The 17,079-nt window shown below is 35.3% G+C and carries 16 protein-coding genes; 5 read left to right on the top strand and 11 right to left on the bottom strand.

What is annotated here, in order from left to right:
- Positions 1 to 19 precede the first annotated feature (19 nt).
- The 5 genes from FQU23_RS07235 to FQU23_RS07255 form a co-directional block, all read right to left on the bottom strand.
- Positions 20 to 817: an energy transducer TonB gene (locus FQU23_RS07235; RefSeq protein WP_132110034.1), complete on the bottom strand. Its 798-nt coding sequence runs from the start codon at positions 815 to 817 to the stop codon at positions 20 to 22.
- A gap of 34 nt (positions 818 to 851) precedes the next feature.
- Positions 852 to 1,244 carry an ExbD/TolR family protein gene (locus FQU23_RS07240; RefSeq protein ID WP_132110036.1) on the bottom strand — a complete coding sequence of 131 codons (393 nt, stop codon included), beginning with the start codon at positions 1,242 to 1,244 and terminating at the stop codon, positions 852 to 854.
- A 2-nt stretch (positions 1,245 to 1,246) separates the two neighbouring features.
- Entirely contained in the window at positions 1,247 to 1,951 is a 705-nt protein-coding gene (locus FQU23_RS07245) for a MotA/TolQ/ExbB proton channel family protein (protein ID WP_132110038.1), read from the bottom strand.
- A gap of 226 nt (positions 1,952 to 2,177) precedes the next feature.
- Entirely contained in the window at positions 2,178 to 3,404 is a 1,227-nt protein-coding gene (locus FQU23_RS07250) for a Glu/Leu/Phe/Val dehydrogenase dimerization domain-containing protein (protein WP_147673295.1), read from the bottom strand.
- 67 nt (positions 3,405 to 3,471) lie between these two features.
- Positions 3,472 to 4,542, bottom strand: a complete 1,071-nt coding sequence (locus FQU23_RS07255) for an anhydro-N-acetylmuramic acid kinase (RefSeq protein ID WP_147673296.1) — start codon at positions 4,540 to 4,542, stop codon at positions 3,472 to 3,474.
- A gap of 222 nt (positions 4,543 to 4,764) precedes the next feature.
- Here FQU23_RS07255 and FQU23_RS07260 point away from each other — a divergent pair, with 222 nt between their 5' ends.
- From FQU23_RS07260 to FQU23_RS07275, 4 genes are all read left to right on the top strand, one after another.
- On the top strand, positions 4,765 to 5,904 hold the full coding sequence (locus FQU23_RS07260; RefSeq protein WP_147673297.1) for an acyl-CoA dehydrogenase family protein: 1,140 nt from the start codon (positions 4,765 to 4,767) through the stop codon (positions 5,902 to 5,904).
- 217 nt (positions 5,905 to 6,121) lie between these two features.
- Positions 6,122 to 7,099 (top strand): M28 family peptidase, encoded by a 978-nt coding sequence (locus tag FQU23_RS07265; protein ID WP_147673298.1) that lies wholly within the window; start codon positions 6,122 to 6,124, stop codon positions 7,097 to 7,099.
- Between the two features lie 56 nt (positions 7,100 to 7,155).
- The gene (locus tag FQU23_RS07270) at positions 7,156 to 7,833 is read left to right on the top strand and encodes an SDR family NAD(P)-dependent oxidoreductase (RefSeq protein WP_132110048.1); all 678 of its coding nucleotides are present in this window, start codon (positions 7,156 to 7,158) and stop codon (positions 7,831 to 7,833) included.
- Between the two features lie 35 nt (positions 7,834 to 7,868).
- Positions 7,869 to 8,468, top strand: coding sequence for a SprT-like domain-containing protein (locus tag FQU23_RS07275; RefSeq protein ID WP_147673299.1), 600 nt, complete (start codon positions 7,869 to 7,871; stop codon positions 8,466 to 8,468).
- A 198-nt stretch (positions 8,469 to 8,666) separates the two neighbouring features.
- On the opposite strand, the gene FQU23_RS07280 is transcribed toward FQU23_RS07275, so the two are convergent.
- The 6 genes from FQU23_RS07280 to gcvP all read right to left on the bottom strand — a co-directional run bounded on the left by FQU23_RS07280 (position 8,667) and on the right by gcvP (position 16,071).
- Positions 8,667 to 9,428: an ABC transporter ATP-binding protein gene (locus tag FQU23_RS07280; RefSeq protein ID WP_147673300.1), complete on the bottom strand. Its 762-nt coding sequence runs from the start codon at positions 9,426 to 9,428 to the stop codon at positions 8,667 to 8,669.
- Positions 9,425 to 10,174 carry an MlaE family ABC transporter permease gene (locus FQU23_RS07285; RefSeq protein ID WP_132110054.1) on the bottom strand — a complete coding sequence of 250 codons (750 nt, stop codon included), beginning with the start codon at positions 10,172 to 10,174 and terminating at the stop codon, positions 9,425 to 9,427. The genes FQU23_RS07280 and FQU23_RS07285 overlap by 4 nt, the downstream gene beginning before the upstream one ends.
- An 88-nt stretch (positions 10,175 to 10,262) precedes the next feature.
- Positions 10,263 to 11,114 carry a glycosyltransferase gene (locus tag FQU23_RS07290; RefSeq protein ID WP_147673301.1) on the bottom strand — a complete coding sequence of 284 codons (852 nt, stop codon included), beginning with the start codon at positions 11,112 to 11,114 and terminating at the stop codon, positions 10,263 to 10,265.
- 61 nt (positions 11,115 to 11,175) lie between these two features.
- Positions 11,176 to 11,703 carry a class I SAM-dependent methyltransferase gene (locus FQU23_RS07295; RefSeq protein ID WP_147673501.1) on the bottom strand — a complete coding sequence of 176 codons (528 nt, stop codon included), beginning with the start codon at positions 11,701 to 11,703 and terminating at the stop codon, positions 11,176 to 11,178.
- Between the two features lie 176 nt (positions 11,704 to 11,879).
- Positions 11,880 to 12,938 (bottom strand): 3-oxoacyl-ACP synthase III family protein, encoded by a 1,059-nt coding sequence (locus FQU23_RS07300; protein ID WP_147673302.1) that lies wholly within the window; start codon positions 12,936 to 12,938, stop codon positions 11,880 to 11,882.
- 289 nt (positions 12,939 to 13,227) lie between these two features.
- Entirely contained in the window at positions 13,228 to 16,071 is a 2,844-nt protein-coding gene (gcvP, locus tag FQU23_RS07305; protein ID WP_147673303.1) for an aminomethyl-transferring glycine dehydrogenase, read from the bottom strand.
- Between the two features lie 138 nt (positions 16,072 to 16,209).
- On the opposite strand from gcvP, the gene FQU23_RS07310 reads away from it, so the two are divergent.
- Entirely contained in the window at positions 16,210 to 17,022 is an 813-nt protein-coding gene (locus FQU23_RS07310) for a hypothetical protein (RefSeq protein WP_147673304.1), read from the top strand.
- The last annotated feature ends 57 nt before the right edge of the window (positions 17,023 to 17,079 follow it).

The following is a 17,079-nucleotide window of genomic DNA, read 5'->3' on the forward strand; positions in this document are numbered from 1 at the left end:
AGCAAGTTGCGAAATGAAATTATTCTCCTAATTTGAAATTTACGGTAATAAAACCAATTTGCGTTTCAGGTGCATTTGAGTCTGGTTGCCATCTGTATTTTCTGGCTGTTGCCAATGCAGGTTCGACTAGGCAAGGGTTTGTGTTTGTTGTTCCTTTAGTGTATTTGGCCGCAATAACATTCCCGCTTCTGTTTACTGTTATTTGTACAACGACAGTACCAAATTCATTACATTTCTGCACTTCTTTCCCTCTTGAGGCGATGCTTCGCCCATTTAAACCCCATCCGCTTCCATTACCAGTGCCGCTTCCGGATCCATAGTAACTGTTTGCATAAGGATCGCCATTTAAACTACCTTTATCGCCAGCGACTTTATCATTTCCTTCTCCGCCTTTAGCTTTTCCGTCAGACTTTGGCCCGTTTAAGATGCTTGAAAGTGCATCAGATGTGCTTTTTGAAGGTGTCGGATTTTCTTTCGGTTTTGGTTTGACCTCTTCTTTTGCTATTTGCTTAGAAGGTTGGATTTTTTTTGTTTGCTTCATCACAACTGCTTCTTCAATATCTTGTGAGAGAATATCTTCATCGCTCGATGCTGCTTGTTTTGCCGCTGTAGCTTTTGGTGCAGATTGGATTGGTTCTGTGGGTTGAACGGTTCCAGATCCAAATTCGGTTGTTCCAAAGTTGATGGCAATCCCGTTTTCAGGAGGTGGGTCCAGTGAAGTCAATCCTAAATAAAAGAACAATACTAAGAGAATCACAAAAATAATTGATGTGATTGCAAATGATTTTTGTTCTTCTTTTGTTTCTAAATATTTCATGTAGAATAAATCTTTTATTGAAGGCTAGCTACCGTTATTTAGGTCTTACTGCTAAAACAACTTTGATTTGGTTTCGGTTTGCAATATCCAAAACATTCACTGCTTTTTCAATTGGGACTCCTTCTTCAGCTCTTAAAATGATTGCTCTATCCTTATCTGCAGTAAAAAGTGATAATAATTTTGCCTCTAATTCGGTTTCTGAAACGGGTTCTTTGTCAATAAAAAACTCTAGTTTCTTATTGATACTCACCGCGATATTTTTATTACTGTCAGTTTTTCCTTTTGCTTTTGGAAGCACCAAGTCTAAAGCGTTGGTGGTAACCATGGTTGATGTTAGCATAAAGAATATCAGCAATAGAAAAACAATATCAGTCATAGATGACATATTGAATTCAGCACTAACTTTATTTCTTCCTCTTAAATTCATAATTATGCTGGGTCGTTTAATAAGTCCAAAAAGTCAACTGCATTTGCTTCCATCTGGTGAACAATTTTGTCAGTTTTTACAACTAAATGATTGTAACCTACGTAAGCTATAATTCCAACTACCAGACCAACAACGGTTGTTGTCATTGCGGTGTAAATTCCTTCTGAAAGTGCGCCAACTTCTATTTGTCCGCCAGAACTTGCCATTTTATGAAAAGCTTGAATCATCCCGACTACTGTTCCTAAGAAACCGGTCATAGGTCCAGCTCCAGAAATGGTAGCTAGCATACTTACATTTTTTTCAAGTTTGTAAATTTCAAGTTTTCCGGCGTTTTCAATTGCCGTATTAATATCATCAAGAGGCTTGCCAATTCTTGAAATTCCTTTCTCAATTAATCGTGCAACAGGAGATTTTGAATGGGCGCAAGCCATTTTAGCGTTATCTATGCGCCCATTTCTAATATTATCTCTAATTTGTCCCATGAAATTACCATCAATTTTTGATGCTTCATTGATCGCCATCAAACGTTCGAAGTAAAGATAAAGCGCTACAAAAAACATTAGAAATAGTGCCGTCATTATGATCTGACCCGCTAATCCTCCGCTTGTTAGTAATTCGATAATAGATAATGTTTTTTCAACTGGAACCGCATCGGCTAAACTTTCTTGTGCAACAGATAGGGTATCTGCTTGTAACAATATACTCATAGAAATTTTCTTTATTATGGAAACGCTAATATATTATAAAAATTGTTATTTTTTTCGATTAATATATTAAAAACGGAAGACAGTAATTCGATACTAAAAAGAAGTATTTAATACTGGGTAAAAAAAATCAGTTCGACAAATTCACTTTTTGGGTGAGATTGTCGAACTGATTATATTATGCAATTTCAAACTAGTTAGAATGAAAGCTTGCGAATTTATATTAAATCTACACTAGTTGTTTTAAGGCAATTTCAAAAGCAGTAGCACTAATATTAGTTTTACCGCTGTTTAAAGCGTGCGCTTTTTCAATGGCGTTTTTAATGGTTTCTGAGGTGTCAAGAAAAATAGCCTCATCGGTCATTTGTACTTTTTTCTCCATGAAATAAGCAAACACACGAGCCATTCCGCAATTAGATATAAAATCTGGAATCAAACTTACTTTGTGATCTACATCTTCCATAATAGGGCCAAAGAATATTTCTTTGTCAGCAAAAGGAACATTGGCACCACAAGAAATTACTTCAAGTCCATTAGCAATCAAACTATCAATCTGGGATTGAGCAACTAATCTTGATGCGGCACAAGGAGTGAAAATTTCAGCACCTATAGTCCATATTTTTTCATTGATTTCTTCAAAAGGAATCATGTTTTCAGCAACTAATTTGTTTCCGTCTTTGTTAAGGAATAAAGTTTTTATTTCTTCGAAAGTAAAACCATTCTCATTGATTAAACCTCCATCTCTGTCGATTATTCCTATAACTTTTGCACCCATTTCGGCTAAATAGAAAGCAGCAGCTGAACCTACATTTCCAAAACCTTGTACAATAGCTTTCTTACCTTTTACATCACCTCCATAAGTTGAGTAATAATGACGCACCGCTTCTGCAACACCATAACCGGTAATCATATCTGCAATGGTATATTTTCTAGAAACATCTGGAGAGAATTTTGGGTTTTCGATTACTTTAACGACACCTTGACGCAACTGACCAATTCTGTTGATTTTATCAGCTTCAGTAGGTTTGAAATGACCATTAAAAACTCCTTCTTGTGGATGCCAAACACCACATTCTTCTGTCATAGGGATCACTTCATGGATTTCATCAACGTTTAAATCGCCACCCGTTCCATAATAACTTTTCAATAATGGTGATACCGCTTTGTACCAACGTTGTAAAACGCCTTTTTTTCTAGGATCATTTGGATCGAAATTAATACCCGATTTTGCACCACCAATGGCTGGTCCAGAAACCGTAAATTTTACTTCCATTGTTTTTGCCAATGACAAAACTTCATTGCTATCTAGGCCTTTTCTCATTCTTGTTCCGCCACCTGCAGCACCACCTCGAAGAGAGTTGATAACTGTCCAGCCTTCTGCTTCAGTTTCAGCATCTTTCCAGTTAAAAATTATTTCAGGCTCTTTATTTTCGAATTTCTTTAATAAATCTTTCATTTACTGCGATATGTTTAATTTTGACAAATGTAAAAAATAGAATAATGTGAATTGTGTATTTGAGGTATTATTTTGGTTTATAGATATTTCCGCTACTATGATCTGTTTCCGCTCCCGTTACACTTGATAATACGTTAATTTCTCCGCGTAATTTCAGCACGCCCAGTAGAGCAAATATAACTGCTTCTTTAAATTCCAGAATTTTGTTGCCCGGAATGATGATTTGGATAGACGCTAAGTGAAATTGTATGCGCTCGATAAGAAAATCGTTGTAAGCACCGCCACCAGTTATAAGAAGTCTTCCATTTTTATTAGGTAAAGCTTTGGCAATTTGTAACGCTACATGTTCCGTAAAGGTTCTCATTTTGTCCGTAATGTCTATTTCGAAGCTTTCTATAATAGGTAGGACTGTTTCTTTTACAAATTCGAATCCAAGAGATTTCGGGTACTTTTGTTGGTAGAAATCCAAATTATTTAATTCATTGAATAATATTTCGTTAATTTCACCGCTTGCCGAAATTTGGCCTTTATCATCGTAATCGAATCCCAACTGATTTGCGTAGAAATTCAAAACGGTGTTGACTGGCGAAATGTCAAAGGCAATTCTAGTGCCGTTTTCTTCGAATGATACATTCGAAAAACCTCCTAGATTCATGCAATAATCATACTCTGGAAATAGGATGCGATCACCGATAGGGACTAAAGGAGCACCTTGTCCTCCTAACTGAACATCTTGTACTCTAAAATCACAGACTACGGTTTGCTGTACTAAATCTGCCATCTCCGGTAAATTGCCAATTTGGAGTGTAAATCCGTTATGAGGTTGGTGTAATATCGTGTGTCCATGTGAACAAATGGCATCGAGATTTTCGATTTTATGGCGCGTTATAAAATCAGAAATAATGGAAGCAAGTAGCGAAGTATATTCCTGATTTAATTTTTCAAGCTCAATTTGCGAAAAATCTACTGCTGTTTTTAAAGTTTGTACCCAAGTTAAATTGTATGGAATAGTCTCACTTTCAAGGATAGTAAAGTCCCATTTCTTGCCTTTTATTCGAAATTGAATATGTGCCAAATCAACTCCGTCTAATGAAGTTCCTGACATCACACCGATAACGTTATAGTTTTCTAATTTCATAATCCAAAATTACAAATCAAAATTGATAATTTCACAAGAAAAAAGTATCTTTGACTACTTTTTTTAAATAAAAAGCAGGGTAAATTAAACAACGTGTAATAATATTCAATTCTAAACTCAGAAGTAGTGTAAAAACAAAGCTAATTTTAGTTTTAAAGTCAATGCTTTATACATTTTGTTTTGTTTCTAGAATTAAAAAAATTAATAAAAAGAAATACAGTTATGGATTTTAATCTAACAGAAGAACAATTAATGATTCAACAAGCCGCTAGAGATTTTGCTCAAAGTGAATTGTTGCCAGGGGTTATTGAAAGAGATGAATTTTCAAAATTCCCTGCAGAGCAAGTCAAAAAAATGGCTGAACTTGGGTTTATGGGGATGATGGTTGATCCTAAATATGGGGGTTCTGGATTAGATAGTGTTTCTTATGTGTTAGCAATAACTGAAATAGCTAAAGTGGATGCTTCTGCTGCTGTGATTATGTCTGTCAACAATTCATTAGTTTGTGCAGGAATAGAAAAATATTGCAATGAAGAGCAAAAACTAAAATATTTAGTGCCGCTTGCAAAAGGTGATGTAATAGGTGCATTCTGTTTGTCAGAACCTGAAGCAGGATCTGATGCCACTTCTCAAAAAACGACTGCGATCGATAAAGGAGACCATTATTTATTAAACGGTACAAAAAACTGGATCACTAATGGTTCGTCAGCATCTACTTATATTGTAATTGCACAAACGGATGTTGAAAAAGGGCATAAAGGAATTAATGCTTTTATAGTTGAAAAAGGTTGGGCTGGTTTTGATATTGGGATAAAAGAAAAGAAAATGGGAATTCGTGGATCAGATACGCATTCTTTAATGTTTTCTGACGTAAAAGTGCCAAAGGAAAATAGAATTGGAGTTGACGGTTTCGGTTTTGCATTTGCTATGGCAGTATTAAACGGCGGTAGAATTGGTATTGCTTCACAGGCTTTAGGAATAGCAACCGGATCTTATGAATTATCATTGAAATATTCGCAGGAGCGTAAAGCTTTTGGAAAAGAAATTTTCAAACACCAAGCTATTGCATTTAAATTAGCGGATATGGCGACTCAAATCATGGCAGCAAAAATGCTAGTTTTGAAAGCGGCATCTGAAAAAGATCAAGGAATGGATATTTCTCAATCTGGTGCTATGGCCAAATTGTTTGCATCTCAAACAGCGATGGATACCACAATTGAAGCGGTTCAAATTCACGGTGGAAATGGGTACGTTGCAGAATATCATGTAGAACGTATGATGCGTGATGCTAAAATCACGCAAATATATGAGGGAACTTCAGAGATACAAAGAATCGTAATTTCGAGAACTTTAGTTTCATAATCAATTAGGTTTACAATTAGATATAAATCCCGGCTCAAAATATTGAGTCGGGATTTTTTTGTTTCGGGAATTGAATTCTTAATTTCATGTTTATTCAGGATAATGTTTTTCAAAATACCGATTCGCTATAATAATTCCGTTATTTTTCATAGTTTTGGCTTGCCTTCAAGGATGCTAAGTCTTTAAAAAACACATTAAATAACCATAAACTTAAAACATGAAGAAAATACTGATGCTGCTTCCTTTTGTTCTATTAGGATGTAAATCCAATGCAGATTTGGTTTCAAAACCAGTAACCGCGACAATTGATAAACCCATTGAAATTCTATATAAAGTCAAAGAAAACGAAGTTGCTGCAACCTTGAAATATCTTGCTTCAGATGAATTAGAAGGACGAGATAGTGGGACAAAAGGAATGGAAAAAGCCGCAGATTATTTAGAGGAATTTTTTAAGACTAATAATGTAAAGCCCTATTTTAATTCTTATAAAGACACATTGTCTAACTTTAAAGGGTCGGCTTATAATGTTGTGGGTTATCTTGAGGGAACTGATCCTGTTCTAAAGAATGAGTTTTTAATAATTAGTGCGCATTATGATCACATTGGTTTATCAAAAGAGGCCGTTAATGGCGATTTCATAAATAATGGAGCTAATGATGATGCCTCAGGAACTACTGCAGTTGCCGAAATGGCTAAGTACTTTAGCATTTCTAAATCAAATAAAAGAAGTATTCTTTTTGTTCTCTTTGTAGCCGAAGAAAAAGGATTGCTAGGCTCTAAGCATTTGGCCAAAAAGCTAAAACAGCAAAACTTTAATCTCTACGCACAATTCAATATTGAGATGATAGGCCTGCCAATGAAAAGAGATTATCTGGCGTACCTGACCGGTTTTGAAAAATCGAATATGGCATCAAAAATAAACGAATATACTGGAAAGAATAGTATTGGCTTTTTGCCAAAAGCCGAAGAATACAAGTTATTTTACAGATCAGATAATTATCCATTTTATGATATTTTCAAGGTTCCTTGTCAGTCTGTTAGTACGTTTGACTTCGAGAATTTTGGCTATTACCATCATGTTTCAGATGAATTTGAAAAAATGGACATAGTACATATGACCCAATTTATTCAAGAAATGTTGCCTGCGATGACAAAAATGGCCAATTCTTCTAGCCAAGAAATTCGCATGAATTAAATTGTTTTTTGGAGGATCCAAACTGATGTTTTAAAGGTTTTGTTTATTTTTGCTATATGAAAAAGATTATTATTACAGGAACAAGTCGCGGAATAGGATATGAGTTAGCATTGAAGTTTGCTAATGCCGGACATCAAGTGCTGGCCATTTCGAGAAAAACGCCAAGAATACTTATTGAGCATGAAAATATAACTTGCATCGCTGTCGATTTGTCAAGCGAATCAGATTTAGCGAAAGTGGAGAAGGTGCTTTCTGCTTCCTGGAAATCAGTAGATGCGATTGTGCACAATGCAGGAAGTTTCTTGTCGAAGCCATTTGCAGAAACTACGCAAGAAGATTTTGAGAATGTCTATAAAGTGAATGTTTTTGCAGTTGCTAATCTAACACGCATCTGTTTGCCGTTTTTACAAAAAGGAAGTCATGTAGTTACTATAAGCTCTATGGGAGGAATTCAAGGAAGCTTGAAATTCCCTGGACTTGCAGCTTATAGTTCGAGTAAAGGAGCTGTAATCACTTTGTCAGAGTTGTTAGCCGAAGAGTATAAAGAAAGAGGTATCTCGTTTAATGTATTGGCTTTGGGGGCAGTTCAGACAGAGATGTTAGAAGAGGCTTTTCCAGGATATCAAGCACCAGTTAAAGCAAATGAAATGGCTGATTATATCTACGATTTTACGTTAACGGCGAGTAAATATTACAACGGAAAAGTAATGCAGGTGTCTTCTACGAATCCTTAAATAGTTATAATTCCTAACTCATATTACATTTCATTTTGAGCGAAACCCTAGCAAGATATATTCCAGAACACGCGGTAAAACCAGTTTTTGAACTCATCGTTGTCAATCAAGTCCATCTTAAGATTGTAAATGAGAGGCAAACCCGTCATGGTGATTATCGAAAAGGGCTCAACGGAAAACACGAAATAACGGTTAATTCAAGTCTCAATAAATATAAGTTTTTGATTACACTGATTCATGAAATTTCGCATTTAGTGGCTTTTGAGAAATTTGGTCGAAAAATAAAACCCCATGGTAATGAATGGAAATATTCCTTTCAACGGCTGATGATTCCATTTATTCGTCCAGAAATATTCCCAAGTCAATTGTTGCCATTATTAGCTCGTCACTTTAAAAACCCCACGGCCAGCAGTGATACTGATGCGACTTTATCGCTAGCGTTAAAACAGTTCGACGCTCAAAATGATAAGAACTATGTTTTTGAGATTCCTTACGGCAGTGTTTTCAGAATTGAAAACGGGAAAATTTTCAAAAAAATAGCTATTAGAACCAAGCGTTTTGAATGTCTCGAAGTGAGCTCTGGAAAATTGTATCTTTTTAATCCAAATGCAGAGGTAGAACTGCTGCTGAATTAAAAACCAAAAAGCACAGTCATCAAGAGGCTGTGCTTTTTGTGTCTTATTATGGAAATGGAATTTTATTTGTAGCCCCGATAGCAGTGAAAATCCTTTTATCCTGACAGTGTTCCGAATTGAAAAATAATCCCGATAAAAGATTGTAACGAATAGCGGGAGGTGAGTTGTTATGAGTTAAAGAACGTTTTGCTCCTTAATTTACTCTTTCAAATAAGCTTCTCTTACTTTCTTGAATAAATTAGAAGAATAAACAAAATCTACTACGGCTTCATTGTCAGTTATAAAAATCTCTTCTTTAGTTCCTTCCCAGGCTTTTAATCCGTCTTTAAGAAATAAAATGCGTTCCCCGATTTCCATTACGGAGTTCATATCGTGGGTGTTAATTACGGTCGTTATATCGTACTCTTCCGTGATTTCTTTAATTAAGTTATCAATCAATATAGCAGTATTTGGATCTAAACCAGAATTTGGCTCATCACAAAACAAGTATTTTGGTTTGTTAACAATGGCGCGGGCAATAGCGACACGTTTTTGCATTCCTCCTGAAATCTCAGAAGGAAGTTTGTCATGCGCATCAGTTAACGCAACTCTTTCTAATACAAAGTCAACACGCTCCTTAATTTTAGCTCTGTTGTCTCTGGTGAACATCTTTAATGGGAATGCCACGTTTTCGGCTACGGTCATAGAATCGAATAAAGCACTGCCTTGAAAAACCATTCCGATTTCTGTTCGCAGCTCTCTTTTTTCATCCGCTTCGAGTTCAGAATAAACTCTGCCATCAAAGCAAATTTTCCCCGACTCTGGAATGTGGATTCCTAAAAGGCTTTTTAGTAAGACCGTTTTACCGGAACCACTTTGGCCAATGATAAGATTGGTTTTTCCAGTTTCAAAAACAGTTGAAATGCCTTTGAGAATCATCGCGTCTCCAAATGATTTTTCTATGTTTTTTATTTCTATCATGATCCCAGTAACAATTGCGTTAATATATAATTGAATAGTATTATAGAAACCGATGTCCAAACAAAGGCAACGGTACTAGCTTTACCCACTTCTAGAGCACCACCTTTCATGTAGTAGCCATGAAAAGAAGGTATAGTTGCTAGTAGCATTGCGAAAATTAAAGTCTTTAAAAATGCGTAAGCAATATGAAAAGGAATAAAATCCATTTGTGCACCTGTTATAAATTCAGTGCTCGAAGTAAATCCTCCGTAAACACCAGCCATCCATCCTCCTAAAATCCCTAGAAACATACTGATACCAATTACAAACGGATACAATAATAAGGCAATGATTTTTGGAAAAACTAAGTAATTTACTGAGTTAACACCCATCACTTCTAGAGCATCAATTTGCTCTGTTACACGCATTGTACCAATGCTTGATGTGATAAAAGACCCCATTTTTCCCGCCATAATTACCGAGATAAAAGTAGGGGCAAACTCTAAGATTACTGATTGTCTTGTGGCGAAACCAATAAGGTATTTCGGGATTAATGGATTGGTCAAGTTAAGTGCAGTTTGAATAGCAACAACTCCACCAACGAAGAAAGAAATGAAAGCTACAATTCCGAGGGAATTTATGATTAAGTCGTCAATTTCTTTAAAGATCAAATTTTTCATCACAGACCATTTGGTTTGTTTGATAAAGACTTCTCTAAGCATTAGAAAGTATCTTCCTATTTGCGATATGTATCTAATGAGCATCATATATTTTTCAAATATGGGCTAAATTAATAATTAGTAGCCAGTTTACGGTTTAGAGTTTGGAGTTTTTTAAGAAAAACAAAAAATCACATTATTTAAAAATCTTCTCTTTCATTTTTTCAATGCGATAATCCCTTATAAATTTAGCTTGTGATTCAGTAACTAATAAAGGTGTTTTGGCCGATTTAGCTTTTAGAAAACCGTGGATATAGTCAAAAAACAAAAGTGGTTTCTTTTTCATGAAAGACAATTTAGCCGAAGCTATCGCTGTAATAGTAAAACCGTAGCCAAGGGTGTAAAAGGCTTCGCCTTGTTTGTATCGTGCTGTTTTATTGTAATTAGCTCCCGTTGGTTTTAGGTGTTTTACGATAAGAGAATCATCGGTAACTACTTTCCAACCGTAGAATTTAGACAACAACTCGTCCACGGTATCCCAGCCCATTGCTGCTTTTAAGCCGCCCATTTGTTTGAAACAAGCTTTGCGATATGCTTTAAAAGCGCCACGAATATGGTCCTTATCGGTTAAGTTTTCTAAGATCCAACCTCCGTTTTTTTCGATATAAGCAAATCCACCGGCCATTCCTGTTGTGGGATTTTCTTCGAAATGCTTAACAATCGTTTCAAAATAATTCTTGGGTAGGATTAAATCAGCGTCTAGTTTTACAATGATATCATAATTGTCGTCTAGTGTTTCAAATCCTTTTTGGAAAGCCTGAATGACCTTGCTTCCGGGCAAATGAATGGCACTTGATTTTTTTTCTACTAATGAGATATACGGATTGTCTTTGGCGAAAGCCAGAACAATTTCGGCAGTTTTATCAGTAGAATTATCGTTGACTACCACTACTTTTGAAGGTAAGTGAGTCTGCGAAATCAAGGACTGTAAGGTTAAAGCAATAAATGCTTCCTCGTTGTGTGCCGGAATAACTATGTAGTAGTTCATGATAGTAATTATGAATTATAAATTGTTAAGTGCAATATCATAATTTGCTGAAATAAATTCTTTACTCTTTAAATCTCTCAGCATAAACGATATAATATCGATTGGTAAAATAACGCAATAAAGGGCGGAATCCAAATTTCTTCACAGGATTTGTCCATTTTTGGCGATCTATAATTTTCCAACCTGTTTTTTCCAGTAACCAGTCTAGTTGCCAATCTTCAAATTCATGATAATGTCTGTCCCACATGTCTGTTTTACTGCGATAAGCAGGAGAGAACCACAAGCGCATTGGTATAGAAATAAAAAGTTTATCCGATTTTATTTCGCTTAAAATAGTGTAGGGATTCAATAAGTGTTCGAAGATTTCAAAAGCAGTAACTACATCAGTTTGGGTTGTAGAAAAAACACTTTGATTGAGGTCTAAATCTTCACCAGTTGTATTAGTAACCGAAAAACCTTCTTCTTTCATGATTTTAGAAAAGGGATTTTCGACCCCTAAATCTAAAATAGTTTCAGAAGTGGCAATGTGTTTATTTAAAAATTCTAAAGTGTGTTTGAATCTTTTATTGGGAAACGTTTTTTCGTACATAGTCATTGTGCGGAACGAAGCAATATTTCGTTCGTTTTAGTTGATAATAGTGCAAAGATACAAACATATGGTTCTTATTTTGCAGATTTTTAGTGTAGATGGAAACGAAAAAACCACGACTTAAAAAGTTAATTTTTAGATCGTGGTTTTGTTTTGTATAGTTGCGGAATTTGCTACTAATATCTATAAATAAAGGCATTGACATTCATTCCTGCTCCTACAGAAGCAAAAAGTAGAATATCACCTTTGTTAATTTCTTGATCTTTTATTTCTCCTCTTATTAATAAGTCAAATAAAGTAGGTACGGTTGCGACACTGCTGTTTCCTAATTCATGAATACTCATTGGCATAATATCCTGAGGAACGGGTCTGTCGTGTAATTTATAAAAACGTTGTATAATCGCTTCATCCATTTTCTCATTCGCTTGATGAATAAGGATTTTTTTGACATCATCTATGTTAATCCCACTTTTGTCTAAACAGCTTTTCATTGCCGCAGGAACGGTAGTTAATGCAAATTCGTATATTTTACGACCGTGCATTTTTATGTAGCGTGTATCAGGATCTAAGTCTGGGTTGTATGATTTTCCAAAAAACAAATAGTTAGCTTCGTCCATGGCATAAGTACCACTTTCGTAAGAAAGCAGTCCTGTTTCGTCATCAGAAGCTTCAATAATAGAAGCGCCAGCTCCATCTGAGTAGATCATTGAATCTCTATCGTGATCGTCCACCACTCTTGATAAAGTTTCAGAGCCAATAACTAAACAGCGTTTAGCCATTCCGGATTTGATATAAGCATTGGCTTGAAGCACTCCTTCAATCCATCCAGGGCATCCAAAAAGGATATCATAGGCAACACATTTTGGGTTCTTTATTTGTAATTTATTTTTTACACGAGTAGCTAAGCTAGGAAGCATGTCAGATTGAGTAGTTCCACATTTAACATCTCCAAAATTATGCGCAAAAATAATATAATCGATAGTCTCTGGATCAATATTAGCGTTTTCGATCGCTTTTTTTGATGCCATAAAGGCTAAGTCAGATGAGTTTAAATTGTCATCAGCGTAGCGCCTTTGCTCAATTCCGGTTATGCTTTTAAATTTTTTGATGACCACATCATTCGGATAGCCAAAGGTTGTACCATCTTCATTCAAAAAAACGTGATTACTAAAGTCTGTATTACTTACTTTTTTCTCAGGAATGTAACTTCCTATTCCAGTTATTTTTATTTTCATCGGTTTGTTTTCCAAAAAATTTAGGCTAATTTAATGATAAAATAATAATTATAGCCATGTTATTTACTATGCGTGCATATAATTATAGAATAATAATTATTTGGCTAATTTACTGATGATTTTTTAATAATTATTCGAAAAAGCGATAGTTTTTTTCATTGTGTTATTGTGTCAATAGAAAGCTATTTCTTTTATGTATTCCTATTTACAAAGTGTTAGGGCTTGGAAATGGATCAAAAAAAATGCCTCGATATTTTCGAGGCATTTTATATAATTGTAATAGTAAATATTACATGTAAGCTTCAATAGGAGCACAGCTGCATATTAAATTTCTGTCACCATAGGTTTCATCTACACGACGAACACTTGGCCAGAATTTATTGTCAGCAACATAGTCTAATGGATACGCTGCTTTTTCTCTTGAGTAGGGTAATGCCCAGAAATCGTCAGTTAGCATCGCCAAAGTATGAGGTGCATTTTTTAATACGTTGTTAGGTTCGTCAATTGTTGATTCTTCAATTTCTTGTCGAATCGAAATCATAGCGTCACAAAAACGGTCTAATTCAGCAACATCTTCAGATTCTGTAGGCTCAATCATTAAAGTTCCTGCTACTGGGAAAGAAACAGTGGGCGCATGGAAGCCATAATCCATCAAACGTTTTGCAATATCAGATACTTCAATTCCTTTTTCTTTAAAACCTCTACAGTCTAAGATCATTTCGTGAGCTGCTCTTCCTTTTTCTCCAGAATATAAAATTGGATAATGAGTTTCTAAACGCGCTTTCATGTAGTTTGCATTTAGGATAGCATATTTGGTTGCGTTTGTAATTCCTTCCGATCCTAGCATGCAAATATATCCGTAAGAAATTAAACATACTAAAGCTGATCCATAAGGAGCACCTGAAATAGCTGTAATTGCTTTTTCACCACCTACTTGAACTAATGGATTACTTGGTAAAAACGGAACTAATTTTTCGTTTACACAAATTGGTCCTACACCTGGTCCACCACCACCATGAGGAATAGCGAATGTTTTATGTAGATTTAAGTGACATACGTCAGCACCAATAGTTGCAGGATTTGTTAATCCTACTTGAGCATTCATATTTGCGCCATCCATATAAACTAATCCACCGTTATCGTGAATTATTTGAGTGATCTCTCTAATAGCGCTTTCAAAAACACCATGTGTAGATGGGTAAGTTACCATTAAACATGACAATTCATCTTTGTATTTAAGGGCTTTCTCTCTTACATCTTCCACATCGATATTACCGTTTTCCATTGTTTTGGTCACGATAATTTTCATTCCAGCCATCGCCGCCGAAGCAGGATTTGTTCCGTGTGCCGATGCAGGAATTAAACATACCGTTCTTTGGTCGTCACCTCTTGATTGGTGATAAGCGCGAATAGTCATTAAACCAGCATATTCTCCTTGTGCACCAGAGTTTGGTTGTAATGTTGTTCCGGCAAAACCAGTAATTACGTTTAACTGATGCTCTAATTTTTTAAGCATTGTAGTGTATCCTTGCACTTGGTCTAAAGGAGCAAATGGGTGGATAGTATTCCAATAAGGCATGCTTAAAGGCAACATTTCAGCTGCTGCATTTAATTTCATTGTACAAGAACCTAAGGCAATCATCGAATGGTTTAATGATAAATCTTTACGCTCTAATTTCTTGATGTAACGCATCAAACTAGTTTCAGAATGATAGTTGTTAAATACGTCGTGAGTTAAAAACTCAGTTGTTCTGTTTAAATTCGTTGGATAGTTATTTTCCAAAGTATATTCACTTACTTCAAAAGCTTCTTTTCCTACTACTTCAGCAAAAACTGCAATTACTTCGTTCACATCTTTAAACAAAATAGTTTCGTTTAACGAAATTGAAATAGTTTCGTCATCGATATAAAAGAAATTGATTTCGTTTTTCTCTGCGATAGCTCTCACTTTTTTAGCGTCAGCTTTTACTACAATGGTGTCGAAGAAAGAGGTGTTTGTTTGCTGAACCCCTAATTTATTCAAGGCATCTGCTAAAGTCGCTGCCATCGAGTGTACTTTATTTGCAATGTATCGCAATCCTTTTGGACCGTGATAAACGGCATACATTCCTGCCATTACAGATAGTAAAACCTGAGCAGTACAAATGTTAGACGTTGCTTTTTCACGCTTAATATGTTGCTCACGTGTTTGTAACGCCATACGCAGGGCACGATTTCCATTAGCGTCTTGTGAGACTCCAATGATTCTTCCTGGCATAGAACGTTTGTATTCTTCTTTTGTAGCAAAATAAGCAGCGTGTGGACCACCATACCCCATTGGGATTCCAAAACGTTGTGTAGTTCCCACAACTACTGCAGCTCCCATTTCTCCTGGAGGCGTTAATTTTACTAATGATAAAATGTCAGCGGCTACAGCTACTTTTATATCGTTCTCAGCAGCTTGTTTTATAAAGTCAGCATAATCGTAAACCTGACCGTATTTTCCAGGATATTGAAGTATTGCTCCGAAATATTCATTCGAAAAATCAAATTCTTGGTGGTTTCCTACAACTAATTCGATACCCACTGGAGTAGAGCGCGTTTGTAGAACAGATAATGTTTGTGGTAATATTTCTTCAGAAACGAAGAATTTATTCACAGTGTTTTTCTTTTGATCTCTAGTTCGAACATCAAATAATAAAGCCATTGCTTCAGCAGCAGCAGTACTTTCGTCTAATAGTGAGGCATTGGCAATTTCCATTCCAGTTAACTCGATAACTGTTGTTTGGAAATTCAATATTGCTTCTAAACGACCTTGAGCAATTTCTGCTTGGTATGGTGTGTAAGCAGTGTACCATCCTGGGTTTTCAAAAATATTTCTTTGAATCGCTGGTGGAACAATTGTTGGGTGATAACCCAATCCTATGTAAGATTTAAAAACTTTGTTAGTACGACCTAATATTCGAATGTGATTTGCATATTCGTATTCTGTCATTATATGCTCTAATTCCAACGGTTTTTTCAAACGAATATCAGTTGGAATTGTTTCGTCTATTAGTTGATCTAAAGTTTCAACACCTATAGTTTCAAGCATTTTCGGTAAATCATTATCTCTTGGTCCTAAGTGTCTTAAAGCAAATGAGTCTGTTTTCATGTATGTTTAGTAATGTTGTGTTTTTTTAGTGGTGCAAAAATAAGTATTATAAACAATCTATTTCGTGTTTTTCGATTGATTTTTTATCAAATTTTCAGCAAGAGGATGTAATTACTCACAATTGATTAATTTTGTTTAATGGTTAGTTTTAAAAAAGTATTCGATTTTTACATTAGAAGTAGCATTCATGTGGCTTTGTCCGTTTATGCGCTGGTTCGAATGACGCATTTTATGTTCGACATTTCTGATGATCAAGCTATCGCCAGTTTTGCTTTTTTTGGAACAATAGTAGGTTATAATTTTGTGAAGTATGATACGTTAGCCAGATTTCAAAAAAATAAAATGCGAAACGAATTGAAAATTATTTCGGCATTGAGTCTTTTTTCATTAGTGGGCGTGGGTTATTATTTTTTCCAATTGCAGTCAATTACACAACTAGTTTCCGTTGGTGTTTTAGCATTAACATTACTTTATACGTTGCCGTTTTTCCCAAATAGAAAGAATGCTAGAAATTGGGCTGGTGTAAAAATTTATATTGTTGCTTTGTGTTGGGTGGGAGTGACATTGGTATTGCCGTTAGTTAATGCAGGCATTTCATTAGGGCTTGATTTTTATCTCAAATTCGTTCAACGGTTTATTTTAGTTTTTGTATTGATTTTAATTTTCGAAATTATTGATTTGGCTAATGATGATCCGCATTTACAAACCGTACCGCAACAAATAGGAGTAAAAAAAACCAAAATAGTTGGTTTGTTATTATTGATTCCGTTTTATCTTTTAGAGTTCTTTAAAACTAATTTTATCGAAAAACAATTGATAGTAAACTTGGTTTTAGTTGTAGTTCTTTCTCTTTTTTTAATTTTTGCCAATGAAAAAAGGTCCAGGTATTATACTTCTTTTTGGGTTGAAAGCATTCCTGTTTTCTGGTGGTTGATGGTGGTTTTCTATTAAAAAAGTCAATTTTGGTGAATACGTTCACCGAAAACACTATAAAATTGGTGAATAGAA

The organism is Flavobacterium sp. XN-5, assembly GCF_008033395.2.
Classification (GTDB): Bacteria; Bacteroidota; Bacteroidia; order Flavobacteriales; family Flavobacteriaceae; genus Flavobacterium; species Flavobacterium hiemivividum.